This window comes from Alteromonas sp. W12 (assembly GCF_001924945.1).
In the GTDB taxonomy this organism is placed as follows: Bacteria; Pseudomonadota; Gammaproteobacteria; order Enterobacterales; family Alteromonadaceae; genus Alteromonas; species Alteromonas macleodii.
The window spans coordinates 1-26,974 of record NZ_LQXH01000001.1; the positions used below are offsets into that span (position 1 = coordinate 1).

Genomic DNA, 26,974 nt, shown 5'->3' on the forward strand with positions numbered 1-26,974 from the left:
AAAATGAAAAAAATTGGCTCATAGTGTCTTTGGTGGCTAACACCCAAATAAGGGGCACAAACATGGCGGCTATAATCGGAACGAAGTGACACTGCCGCCATGTTTGTGTCCCAGCGAGCGGAGCGAGTGACTTAATTTGTTTGTTATATCACATTTCAAAAATAGGAAGGATTTTACTCACTGATAATGCTGCGTAAGCCAAATACAAAGATAAATCTCTAACCTTACTACTCATAAAGACCTTATCCCCCTGATTATTCAAATTTTCTTTAATCTTAGGAATTAGCGATTCAAGTTCTTGGGCTTTAATTGATGAATCGACTGGTGTTAATAATTCGCCTGTATTTAAATTAATTCCAGTACCACCTTCTATGTAATTTTTCTTATAGGCTGCGAGATGTGACGATGCATCTAGATACTGAGAGTTAACGGCGAGATGATGCGTATGAAGTTTGATCTTACGAAGACCACTTAATACAGATATAGCGAGTAATATAAGGCTTAAAGCAATTAATGTATTTGAGTTTAAAGCGAAGCTGCTGAGAGCTTTAAAGTCTTTTGCGAAATATGCGAATGTAGCAGCGCTAATGCCAACTACGAAATAGTCATATTTATATGACTCAGCAATATGTTGTTTTGCTAATTCAACTGAACGCTCTGACATTTTACACCTGTGATATAACAATTTAGTGTAAGGAAAAAATCCTTTATGCAAAGTGGATAGTTTCCGTATATCACATTTCTAGTTTTATCACTTTCGCACGTAAATACACTTCCATCAATAACCTACACTTAGTATCTGAAAATACTGTACTTAAGTACGGAATCTTTCCTTTTTATTTTACGGACGAGTCAAAAACCGCAATTCTGTTTTTATTTACAGTAATTAAAATCAAAAAAATGAAATCAATGTTCATGCAAATGGTGATTGAGCATATGCACAACCGTCGCTATGCGAAGCGTTCGATAGAACTCTATAGCAAATGGATCATTAGCTTTATTCGATTTAATAATAATAGGCACCCATCTGAAATGGGAGATAAAGAAGTTGAAGTGTTTCTGTCTCACTTAGTTAACGCTAAAAATGTGGCTCCGGCCACTCAAGCTAGCGCGTTAAATGCATTGGCGTTCTTATATCGCGATATATTAGAGCGCCCACTTTCATGCGAACTCAACTTTGTTTCAAGTCGTAGGCAAGCCAAGCTTCCAGTTGTATTAACGCAGGAAGAGGTCGTTTCTCTTTTTGAGCAAATTCCTGCCAACCTAAAGTTACCAATATCTTTATTGTACGGAAGTGGTTTGCGGCTAATGGAAGCGGTTAGGCTACGAGTTAAAGACATTGATTTTGACTACAACGCTATTCGCATTTGGGATGGGAAAGGCGGTAAGCATCGCATTGTAACGTTGGCTGCGGAATTAAAACCAAGTCTTACACGACAAATCGCTATGGTAGAAAACTTCTTGGCGGCTGATTTAGAAAATCCAAAGTACGTAGGCGTTTATCTACCTCACCGATTACGTTTGAAATACAAAAACGCGCCCAGAGAGTTAGGCTGGCATTATTTATTTCCCTCTTCTCGATTATCTATCGATCCTGAAAGCAAAAGAGTGCGACGACATCATATTGATGAATCGAGTATACAAAAAGCAATACGAAACACGGCAAAAACTTGTGACATCAAAAAGAAAGTTACGCCTCACACACTGCGTCATTCCTTTGCCACGCATTTGCTACAATCGGGCGCTGATATTAGAACGGTGCAAACGCAATTAGGGCATTCAGATGTAAAGACCACGCAAATTTATACTCACGTGCTTCAGCAAGGTGCGCAGGGTGTGGTAAGTCCTTTATCTCGTGTTTTGAAGTAATCTTTAAAGTAATTACACCCAACAAAAAAGGGCCCGAAGGCCCTTTTCAAAACTTAGCTATTAAACGCTAGTTCAAACGCTTACACACGCTCAAATACGGTAGCAATACCTTGGCCTAAACCAATACACATTGTCGCTAAGCCTAGGCTTACGTCTTGTGATTCCATTAGGTTGATAAGCGTACCTGAAATACGTGAACCAGAACAACCTAGTGGGTGGCCAAGTGCAATTGCACCACCGTTAAGGTTAATCTTAGTATCTAGGTGGTCCATCCAACCTAACTGCTTAATGCATGATAGCGCCTGTGCCGCGAACGCTTCGTTAAACTCAGCAAGTTCAATATCGTCCATAGTTAAGCCAGCGCGCTTAAGGGCTTTTTGTGTTGCTGGCACTGGGCCGTAACCCATAATTGCTGCATCACAACCAGCCACAGCCATTGCGCGAATTTTCGCACGAGGCGTTAGGCCAAGCTCTTTCGCACGGTCTGCTGACATAAGTAGCATACCTGATGCACCGTCAGACAGCGCAGAAGATGTACCCGCAGTAACAGTACCGTTTACTGGGTCGAACACTGGGCGAAGTGCCGCCATGCTCTCAGCAGTGCTTTCTGGGCGTACTACTTCATCGTAGTCAATTAGCTTTAATACGCCGTTTGCGTCGTGACCTTCAACAGGCACAATCTCGTTAGCCCAGCGGCCTTCAAGGTGTGCTTTGTGCGCTAGCTGGTGCGAACGCGCACCGAATGCATCTTGTTGCTCACGAGTAATACCGTTTTGACGGCCAAGTAGCTCGGCTGTCATACCCATCATACCCGACGCTTTCGCGGTGTACTTAGCAAGACCAGGGTGGAAGTCGATGTTGTAGTTCATCGGTACGTGACCCATGTGCTCAACACCACCAATCATGTAAATGTCACCACGGCCGCTCATGATGCCGCTTGTTGCATCGTGAAGGGCTTGCATTGATGAACCACATAAACGGTTTACCGTTACCGCGCCAGTTGTGCGTGGAATTTGTGTTAGTAGTTGCGCGTTACGTGCAACGTTGAAGCCTTGTTCTTTAGTTTGCTGAACACAGCCCCAAATGATGTCTTCAATTTCCGCTGGGTTTACGCCAGGGTTACGCTCTAGTAGCGCGGTCATTAGCGCAGCAGATAAGTCTTCTGCACGCACATTTCTGAAAACACCGTTTTTTGAACGACCCATAGGGGTACGTACGCAATCGATTACGACCACTTCTTTCATTAGTTTTTCCTCCGGGTCTTATGCGAAATAGGATTTACCAGAAGCGGCCATTTCACGAACGCCGTCTGAGATCTGATAAATAGGACCAAGTTCAGCGTACTTGTCTGCCATAGCAACAAAGTTCGCCAAGCCAATGGTTTCAATCCAACGGAAAATACCACCGCGGAATGGAGGGAAACCTAAGCCGTAAAGTAGCGCCATATCAGCTTCAGCTGCGCTATCTACAATGCCTTCTTCCAAGCAGCGAATTGCTTCGTTTGCCATAGGGATCATAAGGCGTGCAATAATGTCGTCAGCTTCAAAGTCTGTCTTTTCAGCTACGTGTGGCGCCATTAGTGCGTATGCTTCTTCTGCAGGTGTTTTAGACGGCTTGCCGCGCTTATCAACACCGTAGTTGTAAAAACCTTTACCGTTCTTCTGACCTAAACGCTGTTCTTTGTAGAAAAGAGTTACTGGGTCGTTGTCTAGGCGAGCCATACGCTCTGGAATACCTGCAGCCATTACGTCTGCTGCGTGATCGCCAGTGTCGATGCCTACAACGTCCATTAGGTAAGCAGGGCCCATAGGCCAGCCGAAGATTTTTTCCATTACTTTATCAACCGCTACAAAGTCAGCGCCGTCGATAAGTAACTTACTGAAGCCCGCAAAGTATGGGAACAATACGCGGTTTACCAAGAACCCTGGGCAGTCGTTAACCACAATTGGGGTTTTGCCCATTTTAAGGGTAGCGGCTACTACTGCATTGATGGTTTCTTCAGAGGTTTTTTCGCCACGAATAATTTCAACAAGCGGCATGCGGTGCACTGGGTTAAAGAAGTGCATACCACAGAAGCGCTCTGGCTTGTCTAGGCTTTCAGCGAGCTGATTGATAGAGATAGTAGAAGTGTTTGAACAAATGATAGCGTCGTCCGCTACGTTGTCCTCTACCTCTTTAAGCACAATACCTTTTACCTTCGGGTTTTCTACAACCGCTTCAATAACAAGGTCAGCATCTTTAAGCGTGCTGTACTCAAGGGTAGGCGTGATAGCGTTAAGTGTTTGCGCCATTTTGGCCGCGTCTACTTTACCGCGCTGCATGCCTTTACCAAGGATCTTCGCTGCTTCTGAAAGGCCAAGGTCTAGTGCACCTTGGTTAATATCTTTCATGATAACTGGCGTGCCTTTCACAGCGCTTTGGTATGCGATACCGCCGCCCATGATACCTGCGCCTAGCACAGCGTTAAGCTTAGATTGCTTAGTAGCTGCTTTCGCTTGCTTCTTACCTTTGCTTTTAACTAGTTGGTCTGCAAGGAAAATACCAATCTGCGCTTTCGCAGCGTCTGTTTTCGCTAACGCTACAAAGCCTTCATTTTCAAGCTTAAGTGCACCTTCACGGTCTAGGCCCGCTGCTTTTTGAACAGTCTCAACCATTTTGTGCGGCGCTGGGTAATGTTTGCCAGCTTGTGCAAATACCATAGCTTGAGCAGTAGAGAAGCTCATCATGGCTTCGTTTTTGTTTAGCTGTAGTGGGGCTTTCTTAACCGCACGACGCGCTTGCCAGTCAAATTTACCGTCAGCGGCGTCTTTCACCATTGAAAGCGCACCTTCAACAAGTGCTTCTGGTGCAACAACGGCATCAACTGCGCCTTCAGCAAGGGCTTTCGCGCCTTTTCTGTCGCGGCCAGTGGTCATCCACTCAAGGGCGTTGTCTGAACCAATAAGGCGAGGTAGACGAACCGTACCACCAAAACCAGGCATTAGGCCTAGTTTAACTTCTGGCAAACCAATTGAAGCAGTAGTGTCTGCAATACGCATGTCACACGCCAATGCCATTTCACAGCCGCCACCTAGAGCGAAGCCGTTAACTGCAGCGATGGTAGGGAAAGGTAGGTCTTCGAAGCGGTCGAATACTTGTGATGTATTGGCAACCCACTGTAGTACTTCTGCATCGTCCATGGCGAATAAACCAGTGAACTCGGTGATATCAGCACCCACGATAAATGCAGATTTCGCACTGCGTACTACTAAGCCTTTAACATCGCCTTTAGCAAGTAGGGCTTGAGTTGCTTCGTCAAGTTCACTCACCGTTTGGCGGTCGAACTTGTTTACTGAACCTTGGGCGTCGAATACCAGCTCAGCAAAGCCGTCTTCTAACAGGCTGACGGAAAGACTTTTGCCTGTGTATATCATTATCATCTCCTTCGGCATTGGCCAGGATGTTAGTGAAGTAATCCAACTAATTTGTAGGGTCGTATGCATTCACTAACGCGTTAGGGTGGCTAGATTCTTTACAAAGCCACACAAAATTTCAACAAAAAATCAAACAAGCGTTTCAATTTGTCTAAGGTAGTGGTCGGATGACTTAAATTCAAGTGTAAATATCGAATTCAAGCTTCATTTCGCCATTGGTGGTTGTATAATGAGCGTTATTGACGCAAAGCGCCAATCCAGCAAAAGAATAATCTACAATCATGTCAACTATGTGTGTAAAGCATAGCTAACGACAGCTGGCACAACATCTTCTTTGGCAAGGAGCCAGGCTGAAATCTTCCCTTCGTTTATCAAACGAACGTAGTGGATCAGTCGCAATGCTGCTTTTTCAGCAACATTTTACAATCAGCTCGATTCGGCAAATTTGCCAGCGCTCATAAGCGTTCGAGTGTAGAGCAGGGTAGGAGTTCTATTGTGTCTGGTTTTTATTTTAGTTCGTGGTTAGGTCAGCGCTCGCTGACAAAAAACAATAAATTGTTCGCCACCGTTGTGGGGGCATTTGTTTGCTCGCTCTCTTCATTTTTCTCTATCGGCGCATGGGCTACACAGCCTTTAACACTACCCGAAGATATTTTCGAAAAGGATCGCGCTCGTTATCTGGAAGTTGAAAAAAAGCTGTTAACGTATTCGAAGCGAAGCGTTCAGCGCCTCGATAACGACATTTATGAACTGGCGCATTATCCACTTTATCCTTATCTGCTTAGACTCAAGCTAGAGCGCACGATGTCAATAAGAACAAAGCGCGAGGTTAAGCAGTTTCTGGAAGATTTCAATGGTCAGCCGGTAAGCTACGGTGTGCGTTATAAATGGCTTAATTACCTTGCTAAGAACGATTATCGCAGCACTTTTTTAGACAATTATCGCCCAGGTATGGGCGCAAGGCTAACCTGTATTGCGCTTAATTACCGTTTAAAAGAAGGTGAAAGCGAACAAGCTATTTTGTCCGAAGTCGACGCTTTATGGCTTCACGGTCAGTCGCAACCGGATGAATGCGATCCGCTTTTTGCTAAGTGGAAAAAAGCGGGCATGATGACACCCGAAATGGTGATCAAGCGCATAGAGATTGCCGCGAAAGAAGATAACCGAAGCATTATCTCTTATCTTAAGCGCCAACTTCCCGGTGATAAGCAATACCTGGCTGACGCGTGGCTATCGGTAACCCGAGACACCAGCCGAGTAAATAGAACGGCGCTCTTTCCACTAAAAAATGCATCGCATGAAGCTGAGGTAATCGTATGGGCGGTCGAGAAACTTGCTTGGCGAAACCCTGACTTAGCCGGCACGGTATTTAACCGCTACAACGACAAAAACGTGTTCTCGCCAGCGCAGCAGCACGTTATGCGAAGAGCAATAGCGCTTAGCTACACGCTAGACCGCCTTCCTCAAGCGCATCATTGGCTTGAACTTGCTGATGTGCAGGGTGCCAGTGAAGATGTAAAGCTTTGGCATATTTCCCATTTGCTTCGCACGAAAAAGTGGCAGGAAGTGGTTAATGTTATTGATAGCGCTCCTGTCAGTTTGCAGCGAGAAGAAAACTATCGCTATTGGAAAGCCCGAGCTTTAGAAGCGCTTGGTCAAACTATGCAGGCTACCGTGCTTTATAAAGAGCTTTCTCAAGAACGCCATTATTATGGCTTTATGGCAAGTGCGCACATAGGCGAAATTCCGTCGCTTGCACACACGCCAGCACCAAGAGACACGGCAGCTATTGCCAGTGTGGCAAAAACCCCTGCCACCATGCGCTCTGTTGAATTTTTCAGGTTAGACAGAACCACAGAAGCGCGCCGTGAGTGGTTTTATTTACTGTCACATTTACCCGAATCGAAAGTGACCGATGCGGGCATTTTGGCGTATGAGTGGGGCTTGTACGATCAAGCTATTACCAGTTTTGCGCGAAGTGGCTATTGGGATGATGTCGAGCGCCGATTCCCACTGGCCTTTAACGATGTATTCAGCGAAAAGTCGCAGGCATACAGCATTTCAAAGTCGCTGGCTATGGCTATTGCACGCCGCGAAAGTTCGTTTAGAAGCGATGCTATCTCTTCGGTGGGAGCGGCAGGACTCATGCAGCTTATGCCGGGAACAGCGCGTTATGTAGCAAAAGAGAAAGTAAGTCGTAACACACTTTTTCAGGTAGACGATAACGTTGAATACGGCGTGCAGTACCTTCGTTATTTAATGGACAAGTTAAACAATAACCCAGTGCTGGTGTCCGCATCTTATAACGCTGGTTGGCGTAAAGTGTTGGAATGGTTACCTGCTAATGAAGCGCTGCCCGTGGATATTTGGATTGAGAATATTCCCTACAAAGAAACCCGTGCTTACGTGAAGGCGGTGATGGCGTATCAGCATATTTACGACCAGCAGTTAGGTGGAAACGAGAATATCTTCCCTCAACTTACCCGCGATATGATCCCATCGGCAGATGCAGTAAGTACACATCCGGTAACAGGTACACTGCAACTAGCACCGCGATAGCTATCAAAGGTTAGGCGTATAAGGGTACGCCTTTCATTACGTTATTATTTTACCAGTATGGGAAACTTAACGTATACAACAGCACAGCGGTCTGAGCCAGTATGCATGTCATGCTGGCCTCGTGATACACTAGTAGCTAACTAACGACTAAAAAGATAAGAGGGGCTATGTCGCAACATAATGCAACCTACCAACAGCATATCGAAGAGCTTCAAGCTAGAACTCGCGAAGCATTACAGCGAGAAGGGCTAGACGGACTAGTTATTCACTCAGGGCAGGGCAAACGTCTTTTCTTGGACGATAATCACTACCCATTTAAGGTAAACCCGCAGTTCAAAGCATGGGTGCCTGTTATTGATAACCCTAACTGTTGGCTGGTGGTAAACGGTGTAGACAAGCCTACGCTTATTTTCTATCGCCCTGAAGATTTCTGGCACAAAGTGCCACCAGAGCCAAATGACTTTTGGACTGACAGCTTCGACATTAAACTACTTCAACAGGCCGATGCGGTAGAGAAATTTCTGCCTTACGATAAAAGCCGTTTTGCCTATGTAGGCGAATATATTGAAGTGGCAAAAGCGTTGGGTTTTGACAATGTAAATCCAGACCGCGTGTTGCATTATTTGCATTATCAACGTGCTTATAAAACCGACTATGAACTTGACTGCATGCGTGAAGCTAACAAGCTGGCGGTGGCAGGCCATAAGGCCGCTGAGCAAGCCTTCCGTGAAGGCAAAAGCGAATTTGATATCAATCTTGCCTATGCCGCAGCAAGCCGACAAGGTGACAACGACGTACCATATACCAGTATTGTGGCACTTAACGAGCATGCTTCAATTCTGCATTACATGCAGTGTGATACCGTAGCGCCAAAAGAATCACGTTCGTTTCTGATTGATGCGGGTGCAAATTATCATGGCTATGCGGCAGATATTACGCGTACTTACGCTCAAGAAGGTGTTCATAATTCAGCGATGTTCCGCGACCTCATTCAAGCGGTAGATAAGGTAACGCTGACCTTAGTCGATTCGTTAAAGCCGGGTGTAGCCTACACAGACATTCACTTGTTAGCCCACGATGGTATTGCGCAAATTCTTCACGATACCGGCATGGTGAATTTAACGCCACCTGAGATTGTGGAAATGGGCATTACACGCACGTTCTTCCCACATGGCATTGGCCATTTCTTGGGGCTGCAGGTACACGATGTGGGCGGATTGGTTAATGATGACAGAGGCACGCCTAAGCCTGCTCCTGATGATCACCCGTTCTTACGCTGCACGCGTATGGTAGAAGCGCGTCAAGTGTTCACTATTGAGCCGGGCCTGTACTTCATCGATAGTCTACTGCGCGACCTTAAAGCGACGCCTGCGTCTAAGTACATCAACTGGGATACCATTGATGTATACAAACCGTTTGGCGGCATTCGCATTGAAGACAACATTATTGTGCATCGCGATAAGAACGAGAACATGACCCGAGATTTGGACTTAAATTAATCGACTTTTTGTATATAGCCAACACAACCCATCGTTATAAATGCAAAGAGCAGCCTTAAGCTGCTCTTTTTCATTACGCGCTTTTAAAATGTTCGTACTCCTTGTTGCGTCACCTCGATGTAGAACCACTATACCTGCGTTAACACGCCGCGATTACGAACATTTTAACTCTCGCTGAGTGGGTAATTATCTATGCGGACTGGTATTATTTGTAAACCAATGGTGCTGTGTGTAGTAATCAATAGGAAGATATACAAGTAATGGTTAGAAAGGAGTCGTTATGCCACAAGGCGATATTGTAGGTTTATTAATAATGGCAACAGTAGCAGGCTTAGCGATGCCTGCTGGCGCTATTTTAGCGACTTACCAAGGCATTCAGCCTAAGTGGCTAGAAAAAGAATTACGCCATGGTATTTTAGCGTTAGGAGCAGGAGCGCTAATTTCGGCGGTGGGTCTTGTACTTGTACCTGAAGGCATAAAAGACGTATCGGTATTTGCGGCCATAATGTGCTTCGTAGGCGGTGCTTTAGCTTTTATGGCCCTTGATATTTACTTGGCGAAAAAGAAAACCGCAGGCAGCCAGTTAGCCGCCATGCTCAGTGATTTTGTGCCTGAGTCTATCGCACTTGGTACTACGGCAGCGTTAGGCGGAGGTACCATGTTATTAGGCCTACTGATTGCAGTTCAAAACTTACCAGAAGGGTTTAATGCATATAGGGAAATGTTGCCAAAGAACAAGCAGCGCAGCACCAAACTCATTATTATCTTTGTATTAATGGCGCTACTTGGCCCCTTGTTTAGCTTGTTAGGCTTTTATTATCTAGCGCAGTTCCCCGTTGTAATGAGCGGTATAATGCAGTTTGCCGCAGGTGGAATACTTTATTCGGTGTTTCAGGATATTGCACCGCAAATTCGTATGGAAAACCATTGGCTTCCTCCGCTTGGCGGTATTCTTGGTTTTTTAGTGGGGATGATAGGTTTCATGCTCGAAGGCTAGCTTTTTAATAATTAGCTAGTTTTCGTAATTGGTAATTGCCAATAAAAAAGGCGTGTTGCTTACAACACGCCTTTTCATATCACTTATCGACAATTAGTTATCTATTGCTAGTTAGCTTGTACGCTCAATTGAAATATGTGCCAGCGCGATTAACGCCTCTTTATATTCAGAATCTTCAATAGCGTTTAAGCTGTTAATGGCCATTTGTACTTCTTTTTGCGCACATTCACGTGTGTAGTCCAAAGCACCGGTTTCTTCCATAATGCCTTGAATCCGCGTCAAGTGTGGTAGGCCATTGCTTTGTTCAATAGCTTCTTGAATAAGCGCTTTGTCGTCGTCATTTCTTGCGTGCCACATAGCGTAAAGTAATGGCAGAGTAGGCTTACCTTCAGCTAAGTCGTCGCCGGCATTCTTGCCCATTTCTTCGCTGTCAGCCATGTAGTCAAGTATATCGTCAGCTAGCTGAAAGGCTGTGCCTAGGTGCTTACCGTATTCTTGCATAGCGTGTTCAATGTGCTCATTTTGGTCGGTCAGCACAGCCGCTAACTGCGTAGCAGCTTCAAACAAACGCGCCGTTTTACCGTAAATAACATCAAAGTAACGTGCTTCTGTGGTGCTGGGATCGTTACAGTTCATCAGCTGTAACACTTCACCTTCAGCAATTTGGTTTGTGGCTTCAGACAGTATCTCCATAACGCGCATGCGTTTAAGGCTCACCATCATTTGGAAAGAACGGGTGTAAAGAAAGTCACCCACTAATACTGATGCCTGATTGCCAAAAATGGCATTGGCCGTTTCCCGCCCTCTGCGCATGGTCGATTCGTCAACCACATCGTCGTGCAATAGGGTAGCGGTATGAATAAATTCAACTATCGCCGCAAGGGTATGGTGATCGTTGTTGTCTATTCCCATAGCCCGCGCACTTAACACGGTAAGAAGTGGGCGTAATCGTTTGCCGCCACTGTTTACAATGTAAAAACCAAGCTGATTAATTAGGGCAACATCAGAGTCGACTTGTTGTTGAATCAGCTGGTTGACCGCCTGCATATCATCATTAGACAGGGCGCGGATTTGATCTATATCCATAGGCATGGCAATAAATACTTACTCTTACGTCTTGGGCAATTATTGGTGGCGATTGTACCTTAATCATCTGTACTATCCACCAAATTGTCTTAAAAAATGACGGCTTAACGCATTTACGTGTAATTCCTCAAATACGGTTAAACCAGATGTGAAAAAGGTGGGGCTGCATTCTTCATATAAATTCTGTTCCGTGTTTAGCGGTTTGCCGCATGTACGCCCCCTTAATCATGCGATCACATGCAATTATAGGTGCTCTCGATAATTTTTCCTGTTAAGTCGCTATTTTTTGACGTTTGTATGAAGAAAACGAAGTGTTTAAGAGCAACTTTGTTTCTCAATTAGGGGAGTAGCATTGCCCCAAGTCACAGATACAAAGTGGGGAAGTAGTAATCGTAAAAACGATCCTATTCGTGGGATCCAACAGCTCGATCGCAGTCTGATCGCAATGCATATTTGGGGATCGTTTGCCGATCTCGCTCACGTGATCTTGCGCTGTTTGGATCGCATTTCTATGTAATTTGACCTATCAATATTTCCATTTTGATTTAATACGACCTAAAAATTTTTACTGTTTTTTCAAAAAAATTTGTGAATTTTTAACGGTTTTTGGGCATTTGAAGCTGCATCAAATACGCAATTGGGGCATAATTCGCCCCATGTTGGAAAAATAATCTATTTTTCTGCGAATCGGGGTTGTGATTTACGGATGTTTCACGTACAATTCGCGCCCTGTTTTTTGAATTGAAGCGTCAGTGGACGCAGAGCGGAGTTAACTATGTACGCGGTTTTCCAAAGTGGCGGTAAACAACACCGTGTGGCCGAAGGCCAAACCGTTCGTCTTGAAAAAATCGAAGTAGCCCCAGGCGAAACGGTTGAATTTGACAAAGTTTTAATGGTAAGCAACGGTGACGACGTAAAAATCGGCACACCAATCGTTGCTGGTGGTAAGGTGACTGCTGAGGTTGTTACACACGGTCGTGGCGATAAAGTAAAAATCGTTAAGTTCCGTCGTCGTAAGCACTCTCGTAAGCAAGCGGGTCACCGTCAGTGGTTCACAGAAGTGAAAATCACTGGTATCAACGCATAATAGGAGCACGAACACATGGCACACAAAAAAGCTGGTGGTAGTACCAAAAACGGTCGTGATTCAGAAAGTAAACGCCTAGGTGTTAAGCGCTTTGGTGGTGAATCTGTTCTTGCTGGTAACATCATTGTTCGTCAACGTGGTACTCGTTTCCACGCTGGTGACAACATGGGTATCGGTAAAGACCACACGTTGTTTGCACTAAAAGACGGTAAAGTTCAGTTCGACGTTAAAGGACCGAAGAACCGTAAATTTGTAAGCATCGTAGCTGAGTAAGCGCGTAAGCTTCTCGCCGAACAGGCTTAGAAAAACCCCGCGCTTGCGGGGTTTTTTGTTTTGTGAAACCTTTCTTTCTTTTTCTGTTCTTAATTAATAGCGATTATATTCTGAAAATGAATTAGCGCTGAGCAAGGTTTTACTTCTCAATTTTTTAGAATGCTGAGTAGACTCAAAAGCGCCGATGCGCAATTTGGTGTAAACTTAGTATTCGCATTAAATAAGTTAATAACCCACGGCATTACAGCCCGGAGTGATAAATGAAATTTGTAGATGAAGCTGAAATTCGCGTTGAAGCCGGTGACGGCGGCAACGGTACAATTGGCTTTAGAAGGGAAAAATACGTACCTAAAGGTGGCCCAGACGGTGGCGACGGTGGTGACGGCGGCAGTGTATTTTTACAGGCCGATGAAAACCTAAATACATTGATCGATTATCGCTTTGAGCGCTTTCACCGTGCTGAGCGTGGCCAAAATGGTCAAGGCGGCAACTGTATTGGTAAGAAAGGTAAAGACCTCACCGTAATGGTGCCTGTTGGCACGCGTGCTACTGATAGTGATACTGGCGAAGTATTAGGTGACCTGACTCGTCATGGTCAAAAGCTTAAAGTGGCACAAGGTGGTTTTCACGGTTTAGGTAATGCCCGCTTTAAAAGCAGTACGAACCGTGCCCCACGTCAAAAGACCAATGGTACACCAGGTGAAATTCGTAACCTTAAGCTAGAGCTTATGCTTCTAGCCGATGTTGGCTTACTTGGTATGCCTAACGCAGGTAAATCAACCTTTATCCGCTCTGTATCAGCAGCTAAGCCTAAAGTGGCTGATTATCCGTTTACAACCCTTGTGCCTAACTTAGGGGTGGTTCGTCAAGATTCACAGCGAAGCTTCGTTGTTGCGGATATTCCTGGTTTGATAGAAGGTGCTGCCGATGGTGCTGGCCTAGGTATACGCTTCTTAAAACACTTAGAGCGCTGTCGTATCTTGCTTCACGTGGTAGATATTTTCCCTGTTGATGAAACGGATCCTGCCGAGCACGCAAAAGCGATCATTGAAGAGCTTGAAAAATACAGCCCTAAATTGGCAGAAAAGCCCCGTTGGTTAGTATTTAATAAAGTCGATTTACTACTTGAAGAAGAAGCTGAAGAACGCTGTCAGCACGTGATCGATGCGTTGGGTTGGGAAGGCCCAGTTTATCAAATCTCTGCGTTCCAAAAGATGAACCTAGATCCTTTGTGTAACGACATTATGGACTTCATTGAAACTCTTCCAGCTGAACTGGAAGAGGAAGAAGAGAAGAAAGAAGTAGAATTCAAGTGGGACACTTACCACAAGAATACACTTGAAGCTCATGATGAGTTTGAAGATGACCTAGATGACGACGACTGGGACGAAGACGATTACGACGTGGAAGTTGAGTATCGTCGTTGAGAAACAATCGCTGAGAAACAATCGCTGAGAGACAATCGCTGAGTGACAGTCAATTTCGAAACAATTACTGATAACCAGTGCTCTAAAGCAAATTAGAACAACAAAAAGCTCGCATCGTTGCAAAGACAACGTGCGAGCTTTTTTGTAAGTAACGCGGTTAGGCTAATGCACCCTCATCGTGCTGGCTTACTCACTGGTATGATAGATAACCTTTCCCAGCAATTGAGCGCGAGTAAACTTACCCATGGCCCCTTGGCTTACAGAGTGGGCCTTATTATCGCCCGTTAAGGTAAACGTTCCGTCGGTGTTAACATGGTCTACCCTTTTGATAATTACGCCGTAAGTGCTGCTTTTAACAACCACGATTTGCCCGCTACGCAGCCACCTAAAAGGCCATCTCATTGCACAGACAAAATCACCGTCGTTTAGAGAAGGCAACATGCTGCTCCCCGTAACCCGCATAATTTTAAACATTTAGAGGTCGGGATAAACCACTTCTTCAGAAGGTGGATAGGGGCACGTTGCTTTTTTGGTTGCGACATCCTTGGTTGCCCAGAAACGCTCTGCAAATTCATTCACTAACGAAAGCAGCTCTTCAGCTTTTTCTCTGCTGACGTGTTGCTTACACCCAGAACCGGCCAGCATGATTTTATGTACAAGCTCGTTAGTGTCTGGAAACTTCTCAAACTGAGGGGCTTTAAAGTAATCGCCCCATATTACCCTGACTTCTTGCTTTACTTTCTCTGCATGGGTTTCCTTTTCTGCTACTAGGCGGCTCATTTGCGCTTGATCTGCGAACGTAAGTGTCTCTTTTTCGGCCAGTTCGTTAAGTAGGTCTACGAAGCGAATAACACTCAACGCAGCCAACTGCGCCGAAAACGGATCGTAAATTTTGCAAGGAATGTCGCAATGTGCGCTAACCGCAGGGAAGGGGCTAACGGCATGAAGTTTTGAGAGTAATTGATGAATCATAATTTGTACCCCCTTACTTTGCTGAGCGCTTTTTAGCGTTGAAGTATTTGTAAGCCGCAAAGCCACACGCAGCTGCACAGCCTACAAGAGACGCGTAAAACAGAGCATGCATAACACCGCTAGTCCAGTGTTCATGATCGTGTCCTGCATGAGCGAATGCGCCTGAACTAAATACAGCGGCGTATAGCATTAGAGCTGAGCGTTTAAGGTTAACTTTCATGAATTCTCCTAAAGCGTTAGTAAAAGTAAGGTGAAGTAGTTAGGCGCATAAGTATCGGTGCAACTACACGGCGAAGCGCAGTGGTACATTGCTGTTCACGATGTTGTTCGAGGCGCTGATGACAGTATGAGCTCTGTCGACAATGGCGTTTCGGTGGTGAGGCAGTTTCAGATGAAAGTATGTCTCTTCAAGCAAGCTTGTTAAGCCCATAATCTTAGCTGTCATTGCGCTGTTCTCACCGCCGTCTACCTCAAGCAGAATAACGGCGATATCAAACGCACAGCCAAGGTATGGAATTGCTTCACTGAACTGTCCGCTTTGCATAAGCATTGTGCCTTGCATTTCATCGCGCGCCATTACGTGTAGGGCCTGTTCTGGGTTGTTGTAAACCCAATCTGCGTGTTTAGGGCATAGATAGTTTATTTGCATTGTCGCGACCTCCTGTATACACACTAGAACAGTTAAAATAATAATGCAAATGATAACTGTTTCTATTTGTTTGGTGTTAAAGCTATACCCTTTGAGCCAATACACATTTGGTCGCTGATATTGATATACTGCCGCGGTTCAACAATAAAAACGGCTTTATAGGTAATGAAATGAAGATAGCGATGATTGCTGCTATGGCGAAAAACAGAATTATAGGCGCAGATAATGATATGCCGTGGCACTTACCGGCTGATTTAAAACACTTTAAAGCGATCACCTTAGGCAAAGCCGTCATAATGGGCCGCAAAACCTATGAGTCAATCGGAAGGGCATTACCTGGCAGGCCAAACATTGTTATAACGAGTAATGCTGACTACAGCTTATGTGACGCGACGGTAGTAGATTCACCAGAGTCAGCGATTGAGGTAGCCAAAGCGCTAAGCGCAGAGCACAGCGACAACGATGAAATAATGATTATCGGTGGCGGTACTATTTACCAAACGTTCTTAGATAGCGCTGACACTTTGTATCTCACACATATTGATTTGACTGTTGACGGAGATACACAGTTCCCAGACTATGAGGCGGCAGCAAGTTGGACGGAAGTATCACGTGATGAACATGACGCCGATGAGAAAAATCCTCACCCTTACACATTCGTTACTCTCGTTCGAAACTAACGGAGAGATTGGAACTAGGTCCAATTTAAAATAAAAAAATGCCAGTGTTGTGAAACTCAAAAATTGAGAGCTTCACAACACTGGCATTTTTATTTTTGCGTTGCGCGCAGATGCTACTTCATTTGGTCGAACAGGTTCTCTAATGAAAGACCCTGATGACCCAACATATCGCGAAGACGGCGAAGTGCTTCTACTTGAATTTGACGAACACGTTCACGTGTTAAGCCAATTTCGGCACCCACATCCTCAAGTGTTGAAGGTTCATATCCCATAAGACCGAAACGACGAGCAAGTACTTCGCGTTGCTTAGGGTTTAGTTCTTCAAGCCAGGTTACAATATTACTTTTGATATCTGAGTCTTGTAAGCTCTCTTCAGGGCTAAACTCTTTCTCGTCAGCAATAATGTCGAGGAGTGCTTTATCATTTTCTCCACCAATAGGTGTATCGACAGAGGTAATGCGCTCGTTTAAACGCAACATCTTAGTGACATCTTCCACAGGCTTATCAAGCGCTAGTGCAATTTCTTCTGCAGTTGGCTCATGATCAAGCTTTTGTGAAAGTTCACGAGAAGCACGTAAATAAACGTTTAGTTCTTTCACTACATGAATAGGCAAACGAATAGTGCGCGTTTGGTTCATGATAGCGCGTTCGATGGTTTGGCGTATCCACCATGTGGCGTATGTTGAAAAGCGGAATCCGCGTTCAGGATCAAACTTCTCTACGGCACGAATTAGTCCTAAATTGCCTTCTTCGATTAAATCTAGAAGTGCCAACCCACGGTTGTTATAACGGCGAGCAATCTTAACAACAAGGCGAAGGTTGCTTACAATCATACGTTTACGAGAGGCTTCGCAGCCTTTCAGTGAGCGGCGCGCAAAATAAACTTCTTCTTCTGCGGTTAGCAGTGGTGAAAAACCAATCTCTCCTAGATAAAGCTGTGTGGCATCCAGGTTTTTAGGTTGGTCATCCTGACTGAAAATGGCGTCGTCATTTTCTAGTTCAGCGTCGTTTACTAAGGTTTCGTCAGCTTTCATATCAGCTGGCATATCGATGACTTCTAAGTCATCTTGCGGTTTTGATTCTAAGGCTTTATTTGACTTACCCATCATGAATCTCCTGCTACAAGGTTTACCTTATGACGTTTCTCCTTTGTCTTTTTTTATTGTTATTTATTTTTATTATTTTAATGCTGGCAGGTATTTCATAGGGTCTAATGATTTCCCTCTATACCTAACTTCAAAGTGAAGTTTTACCGAATTTGTTCCGCTGTCACCCATGGTTGCAATTTGCTGCCCTGCCGACACCCATTCTCGTTCTTTGACTAAAATAGTGTCGTTGTAGGCATAGGCACTTAGAAAGGTATCTGTATGCTTAATGATAACCAGATTACCGTAACCTCTTAGTGCGCTACCTGAGTAAACAACTTTTCCATCTGCTGCCGCTACGACTTTACTGCCTTTAGCACCAGCGATATCAATACCTTTGTTGCCTGACTCTGACTTACTGAAGGTTCCAACTACCTTACCTTCTGCAGGCCACACCCACTCTTGTACTTTGTCTGGAAAACTCGTCGGTGTTTGTTTTTTGACGCTTCGTGACGGCTTCTTGACAGTTGTAACATTTTGTGGCTTAACAACTTTTTCACTTTCACGATACGCCTGTGGTTGTGGGCGGTCAACCAAACTTTTGTCTACATTTGATGTGGTCGGAGCTGTTGACTGATTGGTCTTGGACTTAGGTATAACGGGGGCTGTAGCCACATTCGAAGGTGGCGTGACGTTTAAAACTTGACCAGGGAAAATGGTGTAAGGAGCTGATAATTGGTTGTATTTTGCTAAGTCGCGATAGTCATTTCCCGTGTACCATGCCACCGCATAGAGGGTGTCTCCCCGTTGAACTTTATAGGTTTTTTTTGTGTATTCTTCGCTTCCATCTGAAACTTGGCTATTTAATAAAACCACGGGAGCGGGTGCACTTCTTCCTGCACAGCCCCCGATGAGTACACAAATATATAACAAAATTCCTATGTGAAGGTGGGGCCTACGCATGTCATCGCAATAGTAAATAAGCGAATATTGCGAGGATGACTACTCCCCATCCAAGCACTTCTACATACTGCCTTAGCTTTTGCTCCATGGCTGCGCCCCCCCAGCGCATGAGTGCTGCGACCAAAAAGAAGCGTGCGCCTCGACCAACAGCAGATGCCAGTACAAATGGCAAGAAGGCCATTTGCAAGAAGCCAGCACTCACAGTGAAAATTTTATAAGGGATAGGTGAGAAACCAGCAAGAAAAACTACCCATACGCCGTAGTCTTTAAACCACTGCATTGCCGTGTCTATTTTGTGGGTATACCCCCAGCTCTCGATAAGCGGAGCCAGCCAAGCATCGAAAGCAAAGTAACCAAGCCAATAGCCAGCTATACCGCCCAAAATCGACGCGATGGTCGTAATAAAAGCGAACTGCCATGCTCTAGCAGGCTGGGACAGTGCCATTGGCGCAAGCATAACATCAGGTGGAATAGGGAAGAAAACCGACTCTGAGAAGCTTAACCCGCCCAAATATTTGGTTGCGTGACGATGTCTCGCCCAGCGTAACGCCATGTCATAACATGGCTCAAAAAGCTTCACATTAGCTCTCCTGCTACAAGGGGAACAAATCGGACCGATTCAATGGTCGATGTTTTTAGTTCACCTTCAATCCTATCAATACACAGTAACGATTGTTGCTCGTTACCTACGGGAATAATCAACCGCCCGCCTTCTTTAAGCTGATCGCACAAATCCTGTGGAAGACTTGCAGCGGCGGCGGTGACAATAATGGCATCGTAAGGGCCCTTGGACGCCCAACCTTTCCAACCATCGCCGTGTTTCATTGCAATATTGTGAAGGTCGAGCTGATTCATTCGACGTTTCGCTTGGAACTGCAATGATTTAATACGTTCAACACTGAATACTTTGGCAAAAAGCTGCGCAAGAATAGCGGTCTGATAACCTGAACCCGTGCCTATTTCTAACACTTTCTCGGGTTTATTAGGGCTATCTAGCAGCAACTCTGTCATTTTCGCAACAATATAAGGCTGCGAAATGGTTTGGCCTTGACCTATTGGTAATGCCGTATTTTGATAGGCCTTATGTTTCAGCGCGTCGGGTAAAAAGCTTTCCCGCGGCGTACCAGCAATGGCGTTCAATACTGCTTGCGAACGTATTCCCTCGTTATAAAGCAGTTGTGCTAACGCGTCTCCTTTTCTAGAAGCTCTCATGATGTTGCGTACTTTCCTTTATTCTTATCCACAGCCACGCGAGGTTTAGTCTGTTGCGCGCCACGCTTTCTCAATACTCTTTACACCCTGTTAATTGGGGACAAGGTTTCCACGCACTCTCTAAGGACTGAGGTTGCAAAGCAGCCACTTGGAAGCGCGAACGAGATAGTAAATGTATCACCCTTACTCTGCCATTCAAGCTGTGAAGGCCAAATTTTTATCGCGCGACGCTCTTGTTCGAACCCGCACTGGCTTAAAAAGTCGATAACTTCACTATTTTGCTCTGCAACAGATTGCTCAAGTGCTAGTGTGTCAGCTTGCGTAACAAGTTCACCTTTACCCCACAGCGGTGCTGAAGGGCATACGTCTTTGGCATTAAAACGACGTTGTGCGTCTTGCTGCTGCTCAGAGCCGTCGGAACCTTCGTTGATGAAAAAGCTGTTAGAACCTGAAAGCACCAGCGCGTCGCCGTGAGTGACCTTGTCGAACATGTCTTTTTCTAAGCGTGCAGAAAGCATTTCATTAAATAGCCAGCTGCGCAGTGCAGAAAGTGCCATGGAACGTTTGTTGCGGTGTCTGATGGTTTCACCGTTTACCATCCGCTCGGCCATTACTAGGTTTCCACCGCGCTGCACTTCACCCATGTCATTTAAGCGCATTACGCCAAAGCGTTGTTCGCCGTAATAGTTCGGCACACCGTGCTTTTCAATTTCTTGAAGACGCTCTTCAATGGCCTCAGGATGCAGTACCTGGCGCAAGGTAATCGTAAAGTGATTGCCTTTAAGCTGACCCGTTCGCAACTTTTTATTGTGACGCATTTGCTTAAGCACTTTAACGCCTTCCAGTTCAAAGTTGCTGAAGTCGAAGTCAGGCTTACCCGGCGCGTGAATACCAAACCACTGTTGCGTTACCGCGTATTTGTCTTTGCGACCAGCATAGGTAATCTGGCGTAATGGAAGGTTAACGAAACGGGCTAGCTGCTCAGCGACAAACGCGGTATTGGTGTTGGTTTTTTCAATAAAGACAAACTGGTGCTCGCCTTCACCACAAGGGGTATAACCCAAATCCTCGACAACTTGAAAATCGTCGGCTTGGAATTTAAAAATACCGGTGGATACAGGTTTTGCGAAATAGTACTGCCAGTGGTCAGTGTGTAAAGGCTTCATAATTTTTCCAGTAGAACAACGGCGTGAGAGGCAATGCCTTCTTTACGGCCTGTATAGCCTAGCTTTTCAGTGGTCGTTGCTTTTACGTTGATGTCGTCAAGCGATACGTTGCAGTCTTGTGCAATAATCTCACGCATAGCAGCAATATGCGGCGCCATCTTAGGTGCTTGCGCCACAATGGTCATATCTGCATTACTTAAGCGGTAACCTTTCTCCCTTACTACATTGACAACGTGACGCAGCAGCACGCGGCTGTCTGCACCCGCGTATGCGTCGTCTGTGTCAGGGAAGTGCTTGCCAATATCACCGAGTGCTGCTGCACCTAGCATTGCATCACACAGTGCGTGTAGTAATACATCGCCATCTGAGTGAGCTAACAGTCCTTGCTCATAGTCGATACTGACGCCACCTATTGTGATGGGGCCTTCACCGCCAAACTTGTGTACATCAAATCCGTGTCCAATTCGCATTATGATTGTGCCTTTTGATTTTTTGCGCTGTGGCTTTGAACTCTGTAGTTTTGAGCGTTCTGGCCTTGCGCGCTTAATTTTTGCTTAAGATAAAATTCTGCCAAAGGAAGATCGGCCGGATGCGTTATTTTTATATTTGCCGGACTTCCGCTTACCATGGCAACTTTGTAGCCTTCAAGCTCCATGGCAGAGGCTTCGTCTGTGATATTCGCGCCCTGTGATAAACCATTTTGAAGCGCGCGTTTTAGCAATGTTGCTGGAAAAAGTTGAGGCGTTAAAGCGTGCCAAAGACCGTCTCGGTCTTCAGTGTGAGAAATAACATTTGTTGAAGGTTTGACCCGCTTCATGGTGTCACGAACAGGGGTAGCTAGAATACCGCCAGAAACGTCATCACTGTTCATTAATTCGAGCAGCGCGGAAATATCGCTTTCTTCTATACAAGGCCTCGCGGCATCGTGAACCAGTGCCCAATCGTTCTCGCCAAGTGACATAAGCCCGTTCAATACACTATCAGCGCGTTCCTTTCCGCCATCTACAACGCGAATGGGTTTTTCACGTAACCGATATTGATCAAAATACGCGTCACCTGGGCTTATCGCTACGATCACGTCGTCGATTAACGGGTGCTGTAGCAGCGCGTCAATCGTGTGTTCAAGAATGGTTTTACCATTTAAGGTGAGGTATTGCTTTGGGCGGTCAGCCTGCATTCGGCTGCCAACTCCGGCTGCGGGGATAACCGCAACAACGCGGGGCGATGTCATTTTCTTCACTTAGAATCTGCGGGCAAAATACGGTAGAAGGTTTCTCCCTTTTTAATCAGACCGAGTTCATTTCGGGCTCTTTCTTCAATGGCTTCTAGACCAATTTTTAAATCGCTAATATCAGCTTTAAGTAGGGCATTGCGCTGAGCGAGGTTGGCATTTTGAAGGGCTTGAGAGTGAACTTCTTGTTTTCGGTTGAAGTAATCGGGAATACTATTTTTTCCAAACCATAGCCTGTATTGCAATAGACCAAGCAGTACTATCAATACAATGGGAAGCCATTTACCTTGCAACACAGATTCACCTGACAATGTGGTTAAGCGGAAAAAAAGCAGAGGCTCTTCGCCTCTGCTGTGTCTTATTATGCCGCGAAGCAGCGTCGAGTCAAAGGCGCATTATTCACCTTGGCCCAATTTTCCTTTCAATTTATCAAACAGCTTACTTTTTTGCTGCTCAACAACGTTGTTAAGTTGAGCTTGAAGCAGCTCCTGAAGGGCGGCACTGTCGCCTTGGGCTGCGCTAAGCATACTGTTTACGTCAACAAGCTCGCCTGATAGCAATGATTGTTCGTTACTTATCATGCTGTTGAGTTTGTTGTTTAATTCATCCAGCTTGTCTTTTTGGCTGGCAGTAAGCTGTGAAAGCGCCGCTTTAGCCAGCTTATTATCCAGATCAGACTTAATGTTAAAGCCAGGGTCTGAAAGCGTGCCGTCTAGCAGCATCGTCATGTTTAGGCTGGTTAACGTTTGCAGTGCCTGCGCAATAGCACTGGTGATATCACTGGTGCCAGTTGCTTCCATAACGAGCTGCTGAAGGTCAACTTCGCCCGTACCGGTAAGCATGTTATCAGTGACTTTCATCGATCCATTGGTTTTCATCAGCGCTGATTTAAGCACCGCATTTAGTGTTTCATTACCGCTAAATGAAATGTTAGACATATTTACGCCGGCTAGCTGCCAGACTTGGCTGGCATCAACACCGTCGCCGTCAATCCAGAATTCACCGCTGGAAGTAAACGACTTTAGTAACTCGCCCGCTGCTTCAATAGTAAAGGTGGTGGGGTTACCGAATACTTCGTGAACGTTCGTAATGTTGTTCCATTTGCTGGTGATAGATTCATTTTGCCAAAGCACTGATACATTGGCTTCTTTCACCAAAATCGACGGCACTTCAGCCGGTGCTTCACTTTTTTCTTCACCTTGAATGAGCGGCATAACAATTTGCATTGCTGCCATAAGGTACTCAGTGTATTCCGCCGCTTTGTCGCCAAACACAAAGTAAGTGACTTGAGAAAGTGCCGCTTGGTCACCTGCAATTACCCCTTTCAGCAACGCGTAATCTTCTTGTGGCGCTTTCTTAAGTGCTTCAACACTTTCACTAAGGGCTTGTTTGGCATCACTCGCTTTTTCCGTGAAATTGCTAATAAGCGCGCGGTCTGCCTGCATTTCTTCTTTCAACTTATCAAATGAAGACTTTGCCTGTACCAAGGCTTGAGGGTCTTTGTAGTTCGTTTCTTTTAGCTGGGCTACCTGCGTTTTGTAGTACTCAATGCGCGACTTATCAGGTAAAGATTCATAGTCGTCTTTCAAACCTTTTCCATAGGTTTCGTAGGCAGACTTTGCATTTTCAATGGCAGCAGTGGTTTTTAGTGGATTGCGGGCGAGAAGTTCGTCAACCGTAGGCACGGCTTCTTTGGCTTTTGCTTTAATTTCGTCAAATGACAGTGAACGTTCTGGAACGCGATACACTTCACCTTCAGACTCGCGCTGTGTATCGAACTGCACTTTCAGTAAATCAAGATTGTTTACGATAACTTGATCATCTAACAGTGGCTTTAGCTCGACGTCTGCATGAGCTTCGCCTACAAAAACTTGGTTGTGAGTAGGCTTTGTGGGGTTGGTGAGTGCAATACCTTTCAGCGTAACAGTTGTTGGAAAAAGAGAGTGGTCGAACTCGTCGATATTCACTTCTGCTCCATAGGATTCGCCCAGCTTGGACTCAAGAATAGATTTGATGATGGTATTGGCGAACAGGAAATACACCAAAAATAGCAACACGAAAAAACCGACAACCCATAATAAAATAGGCTTACCCTTTGAACCACTGCTCATATTCAACTCCTTGATTTTTTGCGCGTCTGGCTTTTATTGCGCATAAGTCACTACTTTGGTGGCTAGTATATCGCTCAATAAAAAGTAATCGATTAACCGCCACTTATGGTGCCTCTGAGTGTAATGCACTCAGGTCTTTTCTTCCATACGCAGAAGGTAGGTGTATTGATTAAACCATGTGAGCTTTTAAACAACTTGACGTAAGAGAAGCAAAATTCGGCAAAGTTTACTTTTTTTAAAAGAAAATTACCCTGAGCTATGGAGTGGTAGCAGCAGTAAAGTGAGCCTGCTTCTCAATGCTTTGCAGCAAAGCGCAGCAGGCTCGTTGAAATGTAAAATGCTTTAAAGCTTAAAGCGGTTCGCAATGTCCATTATTGCTATACAGCTTGCGCGTAACGCCTGGCTCGCAGCTGCTAATTCATCTGCCGTTCTCAAGCTACTATCAGCAGCACCCGAAAGCGCATTGATGCGCATATTCGCTTCGGTAGCGGCTTCCGCTTGCTGCTCGGTAGCCCGCGCTATTTCGCTACTCATATCTGCAATTTCAGTCATTAAGCGATCAGCTTCTTGCAGATTTTGATTCGCCTGTATAGCGTTGTCTACCGTTTTGGTTGACGCTGACTGGCTTACTTTTACTGCATCTACTGCGCTTTTGGCATTACTTTGCAGCTTTTCTATCATCGCTTGGATTTCATCGGTACTTTGTCCGGTTCGACTTGCCAGTGTACGCACTTCATCAGCTACGACGGCGAAACCTCGTCCTTGCTCGCCAGCTCGCGCTGCTTCTATAGCAGCGTTAAGCGCCAGTAAGTTAGTTTGTTCGGCAATGCCGCGGATTACATCAAGTACAGCACCAATGCTTTCAGTCTGCGCAGCAAGTTCGGTAACAGCGCTACTTACGCTTTCAATATCAGAGGTAAGAGAGCGTATATCGTTTACGGTACTATCCACAACCGAGGCACCGTTTTGCACGTTACCCCGCGCGCTGCTGGTACTTTTTTCTGCAGAATCTGCGTTATTGCTAACCTCATTTATCTGCGTTGTCATCTCTTCCATGGCAGCGGCAACTTGAAGCATATTTTCATTTTGCGTCTGTGCCTGAGCGTTACTATTTTTACTTGATGTTTCTACAAGTTCTGCTTGCTGGGTCAGTGAATTAATATTCTCACGGATCCCCAACAGCGAATGGCGCATTTTTTCGGTATATTCATTAAAGTAGCGTGCCAAACGCGTTACTTCATCTTGGCCAGTTTCAGGCAACGAGCGGGTGAGATCACCTTCTCCTTGTGAGATATCCTTCATTCGCTCGGTCACTTCTTGAACCGGTTTCACTATGCTGCCGCCAATCACATAAACAAGCACCACAACTAGCACTATGCTAACCAGACAAAACACCGCAATCACATTGCGAAGATGAGCAAATTCTTTTTCAAGATTGGTAAGGTAGATACCAGAGCCCACTGTCCATCCCCACGGCTTGAACTCTTTAACGTAGGAAATTTTGTCGGTAGGTGACTCTTCACCGGGAAGCGGCCATACATAATCGACAAAACCTTCACCTTTCGATTTCACTTTTTGCGCCATTTCTATAAAGAAGGCTTTGCCGTTCCCGTCTTTAAAGGTTCGTAAATCTTGACCGTCAAGGGCGGACTTAATGGGGTGCATAACCATAGATGGCGTTTGGTCTTGGATCCAAAAGTAGTTGCTGCCGTCGTATCGTAGCGCTTTGACGGCCTCTAACGCCTGTTGCTTAGCGGTTGCCTCGTCTACGTCGGTGCGCGCCGCGAAGCTACTGAGCATGGTATGAACCACCTCGACCAAGTGCTGATTTTCATCATAAGACTTTTGCTTTAATGCTTCGTAGTGCCTGTTTAAAACGACGGCAGTAAGAAGTACAAATAACAGCGTAATTAGGGCAACTATAATGCCCAAACGTTGAATTAAACTGAATTTTCTTAACCACATCGGCAAATACCTATCTATTTGTATTTTTGTTTTTTTAAAGTGTAGACGGTTTTTATACTTCTACTTATTACTCCAGAGTTAAATTAGACAAATGTACCAAAATTTAAGTGTGGCACTTTTGGGTGGTGTTTATTCAGCAATCTAAAGGCAGTCGAACTGTTGATTTAAGCTCTTTAAGCGAGATACTTGACGATATATCTGATATGCCGGGGAGTTTTCGCAGTACTGTATCTACAAAGTGGCCGTAATCATCCAAGTCTCTGGCCACCACTTGTAGTAAGAAATCAGCGCCACCTGTGATGTTGTGGCAGCTTAAAACATTGTCGCAACGTTGAATAATATCAATAAAGTCACTCGTTGTTTTTGTGTCATGGGCTGTGTAAGTGAGCTGTACAAACGCCAGCACGCCATACCCTAGCTTTCGTTTGTTCAGGTTCGCTTGGTAACTCTCAATGTATCCTTCATTCTCTAATCGTTTTACGCGTCTCCAGCAGGGGGTTTCACTCATATTGAGCTTTTCAGCCAGCTTGGCGTTCGACAATTTTCCGTCCTTTTGAAGTAAGGCTAAAATTTTCTTATCAACATTATCCATGCTCTTCTTTACGTCCTATTTGATGGATTCTTTCCTCAATTAAATATCAATTAAAAGCTTCTTTCAATTTGGGCTATTTAAGCTAAATAGAAAGCAAGGTTATTTCGCGAGCACTCTTTTAGAATTAGTCACAATGGT

The 26,974-nt window shown here is 45.1% G+C and carries 28 protein-coding genes; 9 read left to right on the forward strand and 19 right to left on the reverse strand.

The annotated features are described in order from the left end of the window. Nucleotides 1–148: 148 nt before the first annotated feature. Nucleotides 149–664: a hypothetical protein gene (locus AWH61_RS00005; RefSeq protein ID WP_075175916.1), complete on the reverse strand. Its 516-nt coding sequence runs from the start codon at nucleotides 662–664 to the stop codon at nucleotides 149–151. Nucleotides 665–900: 236 nt separating this feature from the next. Between AWH61_RS00005 and AWH61_RS00010 the strand changes: the two genes are divergently transcribed. Next, complete coding sequence (locus AWH61_RS00010; RefSeq protein ID WP_075175917.1) at nucleotides 901–1,869, forward strand: integron integrase; 969 nt, start codon at nucleotides 901–903, stop codon at nucleotides 1,867–1,869. Between the two features lie 80 nt (nucleotides 1,870–1,949). Here AWH61_RS00010 and fadA read toward each other — a convergent pair whose 3' ends face one another. Together fadA and fadB are read right to left on the reverse strand one after the other, a co-directional pair. Continuing rightward, on the reverse strand, nucleotides 1,950–3,113 hold the full coding sequence (gene fadA, locus AWH61_RS00015) for an acetyl-CoA C-acyltransferase FadA (protein WP_024015658.1): 1,164 nt from the start codon (nucleotides 3,111–3,113) through the stop codon (nucleotides 1,950–1,952). Between the two features lie 18 nt (nucleotides 3,114–3,131). After that, nucleotides 3,132–5,282 carry a fatty acid oxidation complex subunit alpha FadB gene (gene fadB, locus AWH61_RS00020; protein ID WP_075175918.1) on the reverse strand — a complete coding sequence of 717 codons (2,151 nt, stop codon included), beginning with the start codon at nucleotides 5,280–5,282 and terminating at the stop codon, nucleotides 3,132–3,134. Between the two features lie 495 nt (nucleotides 5,283–5,777). On the opposite strand from fadB, the gene AWH61_RS00025 reads away from it, so the two are divergent. The 3 genes from AWH61_RS00025 (at nucleotide 5,778) to AWH61_RS00035 (ending at nucleotide 10,337) form a co-directional block, all read left to right on the forward strand. Continuing rightward, nucleotides 5,778–7,841, forward strand: a complete 2,064-nt coding sequence (locus AWH61_RS00025; RefSeq protein WP_075175919.1) for a transglycosylase SLT domain-containing protein — start codon at nucleotides 5,778–5,780, stop codon at nucleotides 7,839–7,841. A 167-nt stretch (nucleotides 7,842–8,008) separates the two neighbouring features. Further along, nucleotides 8,009–9,340 (forward strand): Xaa-Pro dipeptidase, encoded by a 1,332-nt coding sequence (gene pepQ, locus AWH61_RS00030; protein WP_075175920.1) that lies wholly within the window; start codon nucleotides 8,009–8,011, stop codon nucleotides 9,338–9,340. Nucleotides 9,341–9,620: 280 nt separating this feature from the next. After that, nucleotides 9,621–10,337 (forward strand): ZIP family metal transporter, encoded by a 717-nt coding sequence (locus AWH61_RS00035; protein WP_075175921.1) that lies wholly within the window; start codon nucleotides 9,621–9,623, stop codon nucleotides 10,335–10,337. A 111-nt stretch (nucleotides 10,338–10,448) separates the two neighbouring features. Here AWH61_RS00035 and ispB read toward each other — a convergent pair whose 3' ends face one another. After that, nucleotides 10,449–11,423 carry an octaprenyl diphosphate synthase gene (gene ispB, locus AWH61_RS00040; RefSeq protein ID WP_014948150.1) on the reverse strand — a complete coding sequence of 325 codons (975 nt, stop codon included), beginning with the start codon at nucleotides 11,421–11,423 and terminating at the stop codon, nucleotides 10,449–10,451. 352 nt (nucleotides 11,424–11,775) lie between these two features. Between ispB and AWH61_RS20055 the strand changes: the two genes are divergently transcribed. From AWH61_RS20055 to cgtA, 4 genes are all read left to right on the forward strand, one after another. After that, a complete protein-coding gene (locus tag AWH61_RS20055; protein ID WP_170870486.1) occupies nucleotides 11,776–11,940 on the forward strand; it encodes a hypothetical protein in 165 nt (54 codons plus the stop codon). Between the two features lie 258 nt (nucleotides 11,941–12,198). Continuing rightward, complete coding sequence (gene rplU, locus AWH61_RS00045; protein WP_012517169.1) at nucleotides 12,199–12,510, forward strand: 50S ribosomal protein L21; 312 nt, start codon at nucleotides 12,199–12,201, stop codon at nucleotides 12,508–12,510. Nucleotides 12,511–12,525: 15 nt separating this feature from the next. Continuing rightward, nucleotides 12,526–12,783: a 50S ribosomal protein L27 gene (gene rpmA / locus AWH61_RS00050; protein WP_012517170.1), complete on the forward strand. Its 258-nt coding sequence runs from the start codon at nucleotides 12,526–12,528 to the stop codon at nucleotides 12,781–12,783. A 260-nt stretch (nucleotides 12,784–13,043) separates the two neighbouring features. Continuing rightward, nucleotides 13,044–14,210: an Obg family GTPase CgtA gene (cgtA, locus tag AWH61_RS00055; RefSeq protein ID WP_014948151.1), complete on the forward strand. Its 1,167-nt coding sequence runs from the start codon at nucleotides 13,044–13,046 to the stop codon at nucleotides 14,208–14,210. A gap of 186 nt (nucleotides 14,211–14,396) precedes the next feature. On the opposite strand, the gene AWH61_RS00060 is transcribed toward cgtA, so the two are convergent. From AWH61_RS00060 to AWH61_RS00075, 4 genes are all read right to left on the reverse strand, one after another. Beyond that, nucleotides 14,397–14,684: a S24/S26 family peptidase gene (locus AWH61_RS00060; RefSeq protein WP_075175922.1), complete on the reverse strand. Its 288-nt coding sequence runs from the start codon at nucleotides 14,682–14,684 to the stop codon at nucleotides 14,397–14,399. Continuing rightward, entirely contained in the window at nucleotides 14,685–15,182 is a 498-nt protein-coding gene (gene sodN, locus AWH61_RS00065; RefSeq protein WP_014948153.1) for a superoxide dismutase, Ni, read from the reverse strand. Nucleotides 15,183–15,195: 13 nt separating this feature from the next. Next, nucleotides 15,196–15,402, reverse strand: a complete 207-nt coding sequence (locus tag AWH61_RS00070; RefSeq protein ID WP_014978232.1) for a hypothetical protein — start codon at nucleotides 15,400–15,402, stop codon at nucleotides 15,196–15,198. A gap of 63 nt (nucleotides 15,403–15,465) precedes the next feature. Then, a complete protein-coding gene (locus tag AWH61_RS00075) occupies nucleotides 15,466–15,831 on the reverse strand; it encodes a hypothetical protein (protein WP_039224426.1) in 366 nt (121 codons plus the stop codon). A 182-nt stretch (nucleotides 15,832–16,013) separates the two neighbouring features. Between AWH61_RS00075 and folA the strand changes: the two genes are divergently transcribed. Beyond that, nucleotides 16,014–16,511 (forward strand): type 3 dihydrofolate reductase, encoded by a 498-nt coding sequence (gene folA, locus AWH61_RS00080; RefSeq protein ID WP_075176623.1) that lies wholly within the window; start codon nucleotides 16,014–16,016, stop codon nucleotides 16,509–16,511. Nucleotides 16,512–16,624: 113 nt separating this feature from the next. On the opposite strand, the gene rpoS is transcribed toward folA, so the two are convergent. The 11 genes from rpoS to AWH61_RS00135 all read right to left on the reverse strand — a co-directional run bounded on the left by rpoS (nucleotide 16,625) and on the right by AWH61_RS00135 (nucleotide 26,836). Next, the gene (rpoS, locus tag AWH61_RS00085) at nucleotides 16,625–17,617 is read right to left on the reverse strand and encodes an RNA polymerase sigma factor RpoS (protein WP_014978235.1); all 993 of its coding nucleotides are present in this window, start codon (nucleotides 17,615–17,617) and stop codon (nucleotides 16,625–16,627) included. 72 nt (nucleotides 17,618–17,689) lie between these two features. Next, nucleotides 17,690–18,529: a peptidoglycan DD-metalloendopeptidase family protein gene (locus tag AWH61_RS00090; protein WP_083605837.1), complete on the reverse strand. Its 840-nt coding sequence runs from the start codon at nucleotides 18,527–18,529 to the stop codon at nucleotides 17,690–17,692. Between the two features lie 31 nt (nucleotides 18,530–18,560). After that, a complete protein-coding gene (locus tag AWH61_RS00095; protein ID WP_014948159.1) occupies nucleotides 18,561–19,139 on the reverse strand; it encodes a YqaA family protein in 579 nt (192 codons plus the stop codon). Continuing rightward, nucleotides 19,136–19,771 (reverse strand): protein-L-isoaspartate(D-aspartate) O-methyltransferase, encoded by a 636-nt coding sequence (locus AWH61_RS00100; RefSeq protein WP_014948160.1) that lies wholly within the window; start codon nucleotides 19,769–19,771, stop codon nucleotides 19,136–19,138. The genes AWH61_RS00095 and AWH61_RS00100 overlap by 4 nt, the downstream gene beginning before the upstream one ends. An 80-nt stretch (nucleotides 19,772–19,851) precedes the next feature. After that, a complete protein-coding gene (truD, locus tag AWH61_RS00105; RefSeq protein ID WP_014975597.1) occupies nucleotides 19,852–20,937 on the reverse strand; it encodes a tRNA pseudouridine(13) synthase TruD in 1,086 nt (361 codons plus the stop codon). Continuing rightward, the gene (gene ispF, locus AWH61_RS00110) at nucleotides 20,934–21,407 is read right to left on the reverse strand and encodes a 2-C-methyl-D-erythritol 2,4-cyclodiphosphate synthase (RefSeq protein ID WP_039217505.1); all 474 of its coding nucleotides are present in this window, start codon (nucleotides 21,405–21,407) and stop codon (nucleotides 20,934–20,936) included. Before ispF ends, truD begins: the two co-directional genes overlap by 4 nt. Continuing rightward, nucleotides 21,407–22,168, reverse strand: a complete 762-nt coding sequence (gene ispD / locus AWH61_RS00115) for a 2-C-methyl-D-erythritol 4-phosphate cytidylyltransferase (RefSeq protein WP_075175924.1) — start codon at nucleotides 22,166–22,168, stop codon at nucleotides 21,407–21,409. Before ispD ends, ispF begins: the two co-directional genes overlap by 1 nt. 5 nt (nucleotides 22,169–22,173) lie before the next feature. After that, complete coding sequence (ftsB, locus tag AWH61_RS00120) at nucleotides 22,174–22,464, reverse strand: cell division protein FtsB (protein WP_014948164.1); 291 nt, start codon at nucleotides 22,462–22,464, stop codon at nucleotides 22,174–22,176. Between the two features lie 99 nt (nucleotides 22,465–22,563). Then, nucleotides 22,564–24,279 (reverse strand): TIGR03545 family protein, encoded by a 1,716-nt coding sequence (locus AWH61_RS00125; RefSeq protein ID WP_075175925.1) that lies wholly within the window; start codon nucleotides 24,277–24,279, stop codon nucleotides 22,564–22,566. Nucleotides 24,280–24,621: 342 nt separating this feature from the next. Beyond that, nucleotides 24,622–26,244 carry a methyl-accepting chemotaxis protein gene (locus AWH61_RS00130; RefSeq protein WP_075175926.1) on the reverse strand — a complete coding sequence of 541 codons (1,623 nt, stop codon included), beginning with the start codon at nucleotides 26,242–26,244 and terminating at the stop codon, nucleotides 24,622–24,624. Between the two features lie 133 nt (nucleotides 26,245–26,377). Beyond that, nucleotides 26,378–26,836, reverse strand: a complete 459-nt coding sequence (locus tag AWH61_RS00135; RefSeq protein WP_039224437.1) for an Lrp/AsnC family transcriptional regulator — start codon at nucleotides 26,834–26,836, stop codon at nucleotides 26,378–26,380. Nucleotides 26,837–26,974 lie beyond the last annotated feature (138 nt).

Coding starts and splice junctions, on each gene's coding strand:
- AWH61_RS00060 (WP_075175922.1), bottom strand. CDS start 14,684: ATGTTTAAAATTATGCGGGTTACGGGGAGCAGCATGTTGCCTTCTCTA.
- AWH61_RS00005 (WP_075175916.1), bottom strand. CDS start 664: ATGTCAGAGCGTTCAGTTGAATTAGCAAAACAACATATTGCTGAGTCA.
- AWH61_RS00130 (WP_075175926.1), bottom strand. CDS start 26,244: ATGTGGTTAAGAAAATTCAGTTTAATTCAACGTTTGGGCATTATAGTT.
- rpoS (WP_014978235.1), bottom strand. CDS start 17,617: ATGGGTAAGTCAAATAAAGCCTTAGAATCAAAACCGCAAGATGACTTA.
- truD (WP_014975597.1), bottom strand. CDS start 20,937: ATGAAGCCTTTACACACTGACCACTGGCAGTACTATTTCGCAAAACCT.
- ispD (WP_075175924.1), bottom strand. CDS start 22,168: ATGACATCGCCCCGCGTTGTTGCGGTTATCCCCGCAGCCGGAGTTGGC.
- rpmA (WP_012517170.1), top strand. CDS start 12,526: ATGGCACACAAAAAAGCTGGTGGTAGTACCAAAAACGGTCGTGATTCA.
- AWH61_RS00100 (WP_014948160.1), bottom strand. CDS start 19,771: ATGAGAGCTTCTAGAAAAGGAGACGCGTTAGCACAACTGCTTTATAAC.
- cgtA (WP_014948151.1), top strand. CDS start 13,044: ATGAAATTTGTAGATGAAGCTGAAATTCGCGTTGAAGCCGGTGACGGC.
- rplU (WP_012517169.1), top strand. CDS start 12,199: ATGTACGCGGTTTTCCAAAGTGGCGGTAAACAACACCGTGTGGCCGAA.
- AWH61_RS00010 (WP_075175917.1), top strand. CDS start 901: ATGAAATCAATGTTCATGCAAATGGTGATTGAGCATATGCACAACCGT.
- fadA (WP_024015658.1), bottom strand. CDS start 3,113: ATGAAAGAAGTGGTCGTAATCGATTGCGTACGTACCCCTATGGGTCGT.
- ispF (WP_039217505.1), bottom strand. CDS start 21,407: ATGCGAATTGGACACGGATTTGATGTACACAAGTTTGGCGGTGAAGGC.
- AWH61_RS00125 (WP_075175925.1), bottom strand. CDS start 24,279: ATGAGCAGTGGTTCAAAGGGTAAGCCTATTTTATTATGGGTTGTCGGT.
- AWH61_RS00070 (WP_014978232.1), bottom strand. CDS start 15,402: ATGAAAGTTAACCTTAAACGCTCAGCTCTAATGCTATACGCCGCTGTA.
- sodN (WP_014948153.1), bottom strand. CDS start 15,182: ATGATTCATCAATTACTCTCAAAACTTCATGCCGTTAGCCCCTTCCCT.
- AWH61_RS00035 (WP_075175921.1), top strand. CDS start 9,621: ATGCCACAAGGCGATATTGTAGGTTTATTAATAATGGCAACAGTAGCA.
- pepQ (WP_075175920.1), top strand. CDS start 8,009: ATGTCGCAACATAATGCAACCTACCAACAGCATATCGAAGAGCTTCAA.
- ispB (WP_014948150.1), bottom strand. CDS start 11,423: ATGGATATAGATCAAATCCGCGCCCTGTCTAATGATGATATGCAGGCG.
- fadB (WP_075175918.1), bottom strand. CDS start 5,282: ATGATATACACAGGCAAAAGTCTTTCCGTCAGCCTGTTAGAAGACGGC.
- folA (WP_075176623.1), top strand. CDS start 16,014: ATGATTGCTGCTATGGCGAAAAACAGAATTATAGGCGCAGATAATGAT.
- AWH61_RS00135 (WP_039224437.1), bottom strand. CDS start 26,836: ATGGATAATGTTGATAAGAAAATTTTAGCCTTACTTCAAAAGGACGGA.
- AWH61_RS00075 (WP_039224426.1), bottom strand. CDS start 15,831: ATGCAAATAAACTATCTATGCCCTAAACACGCAGATTGGGTTTACAAC.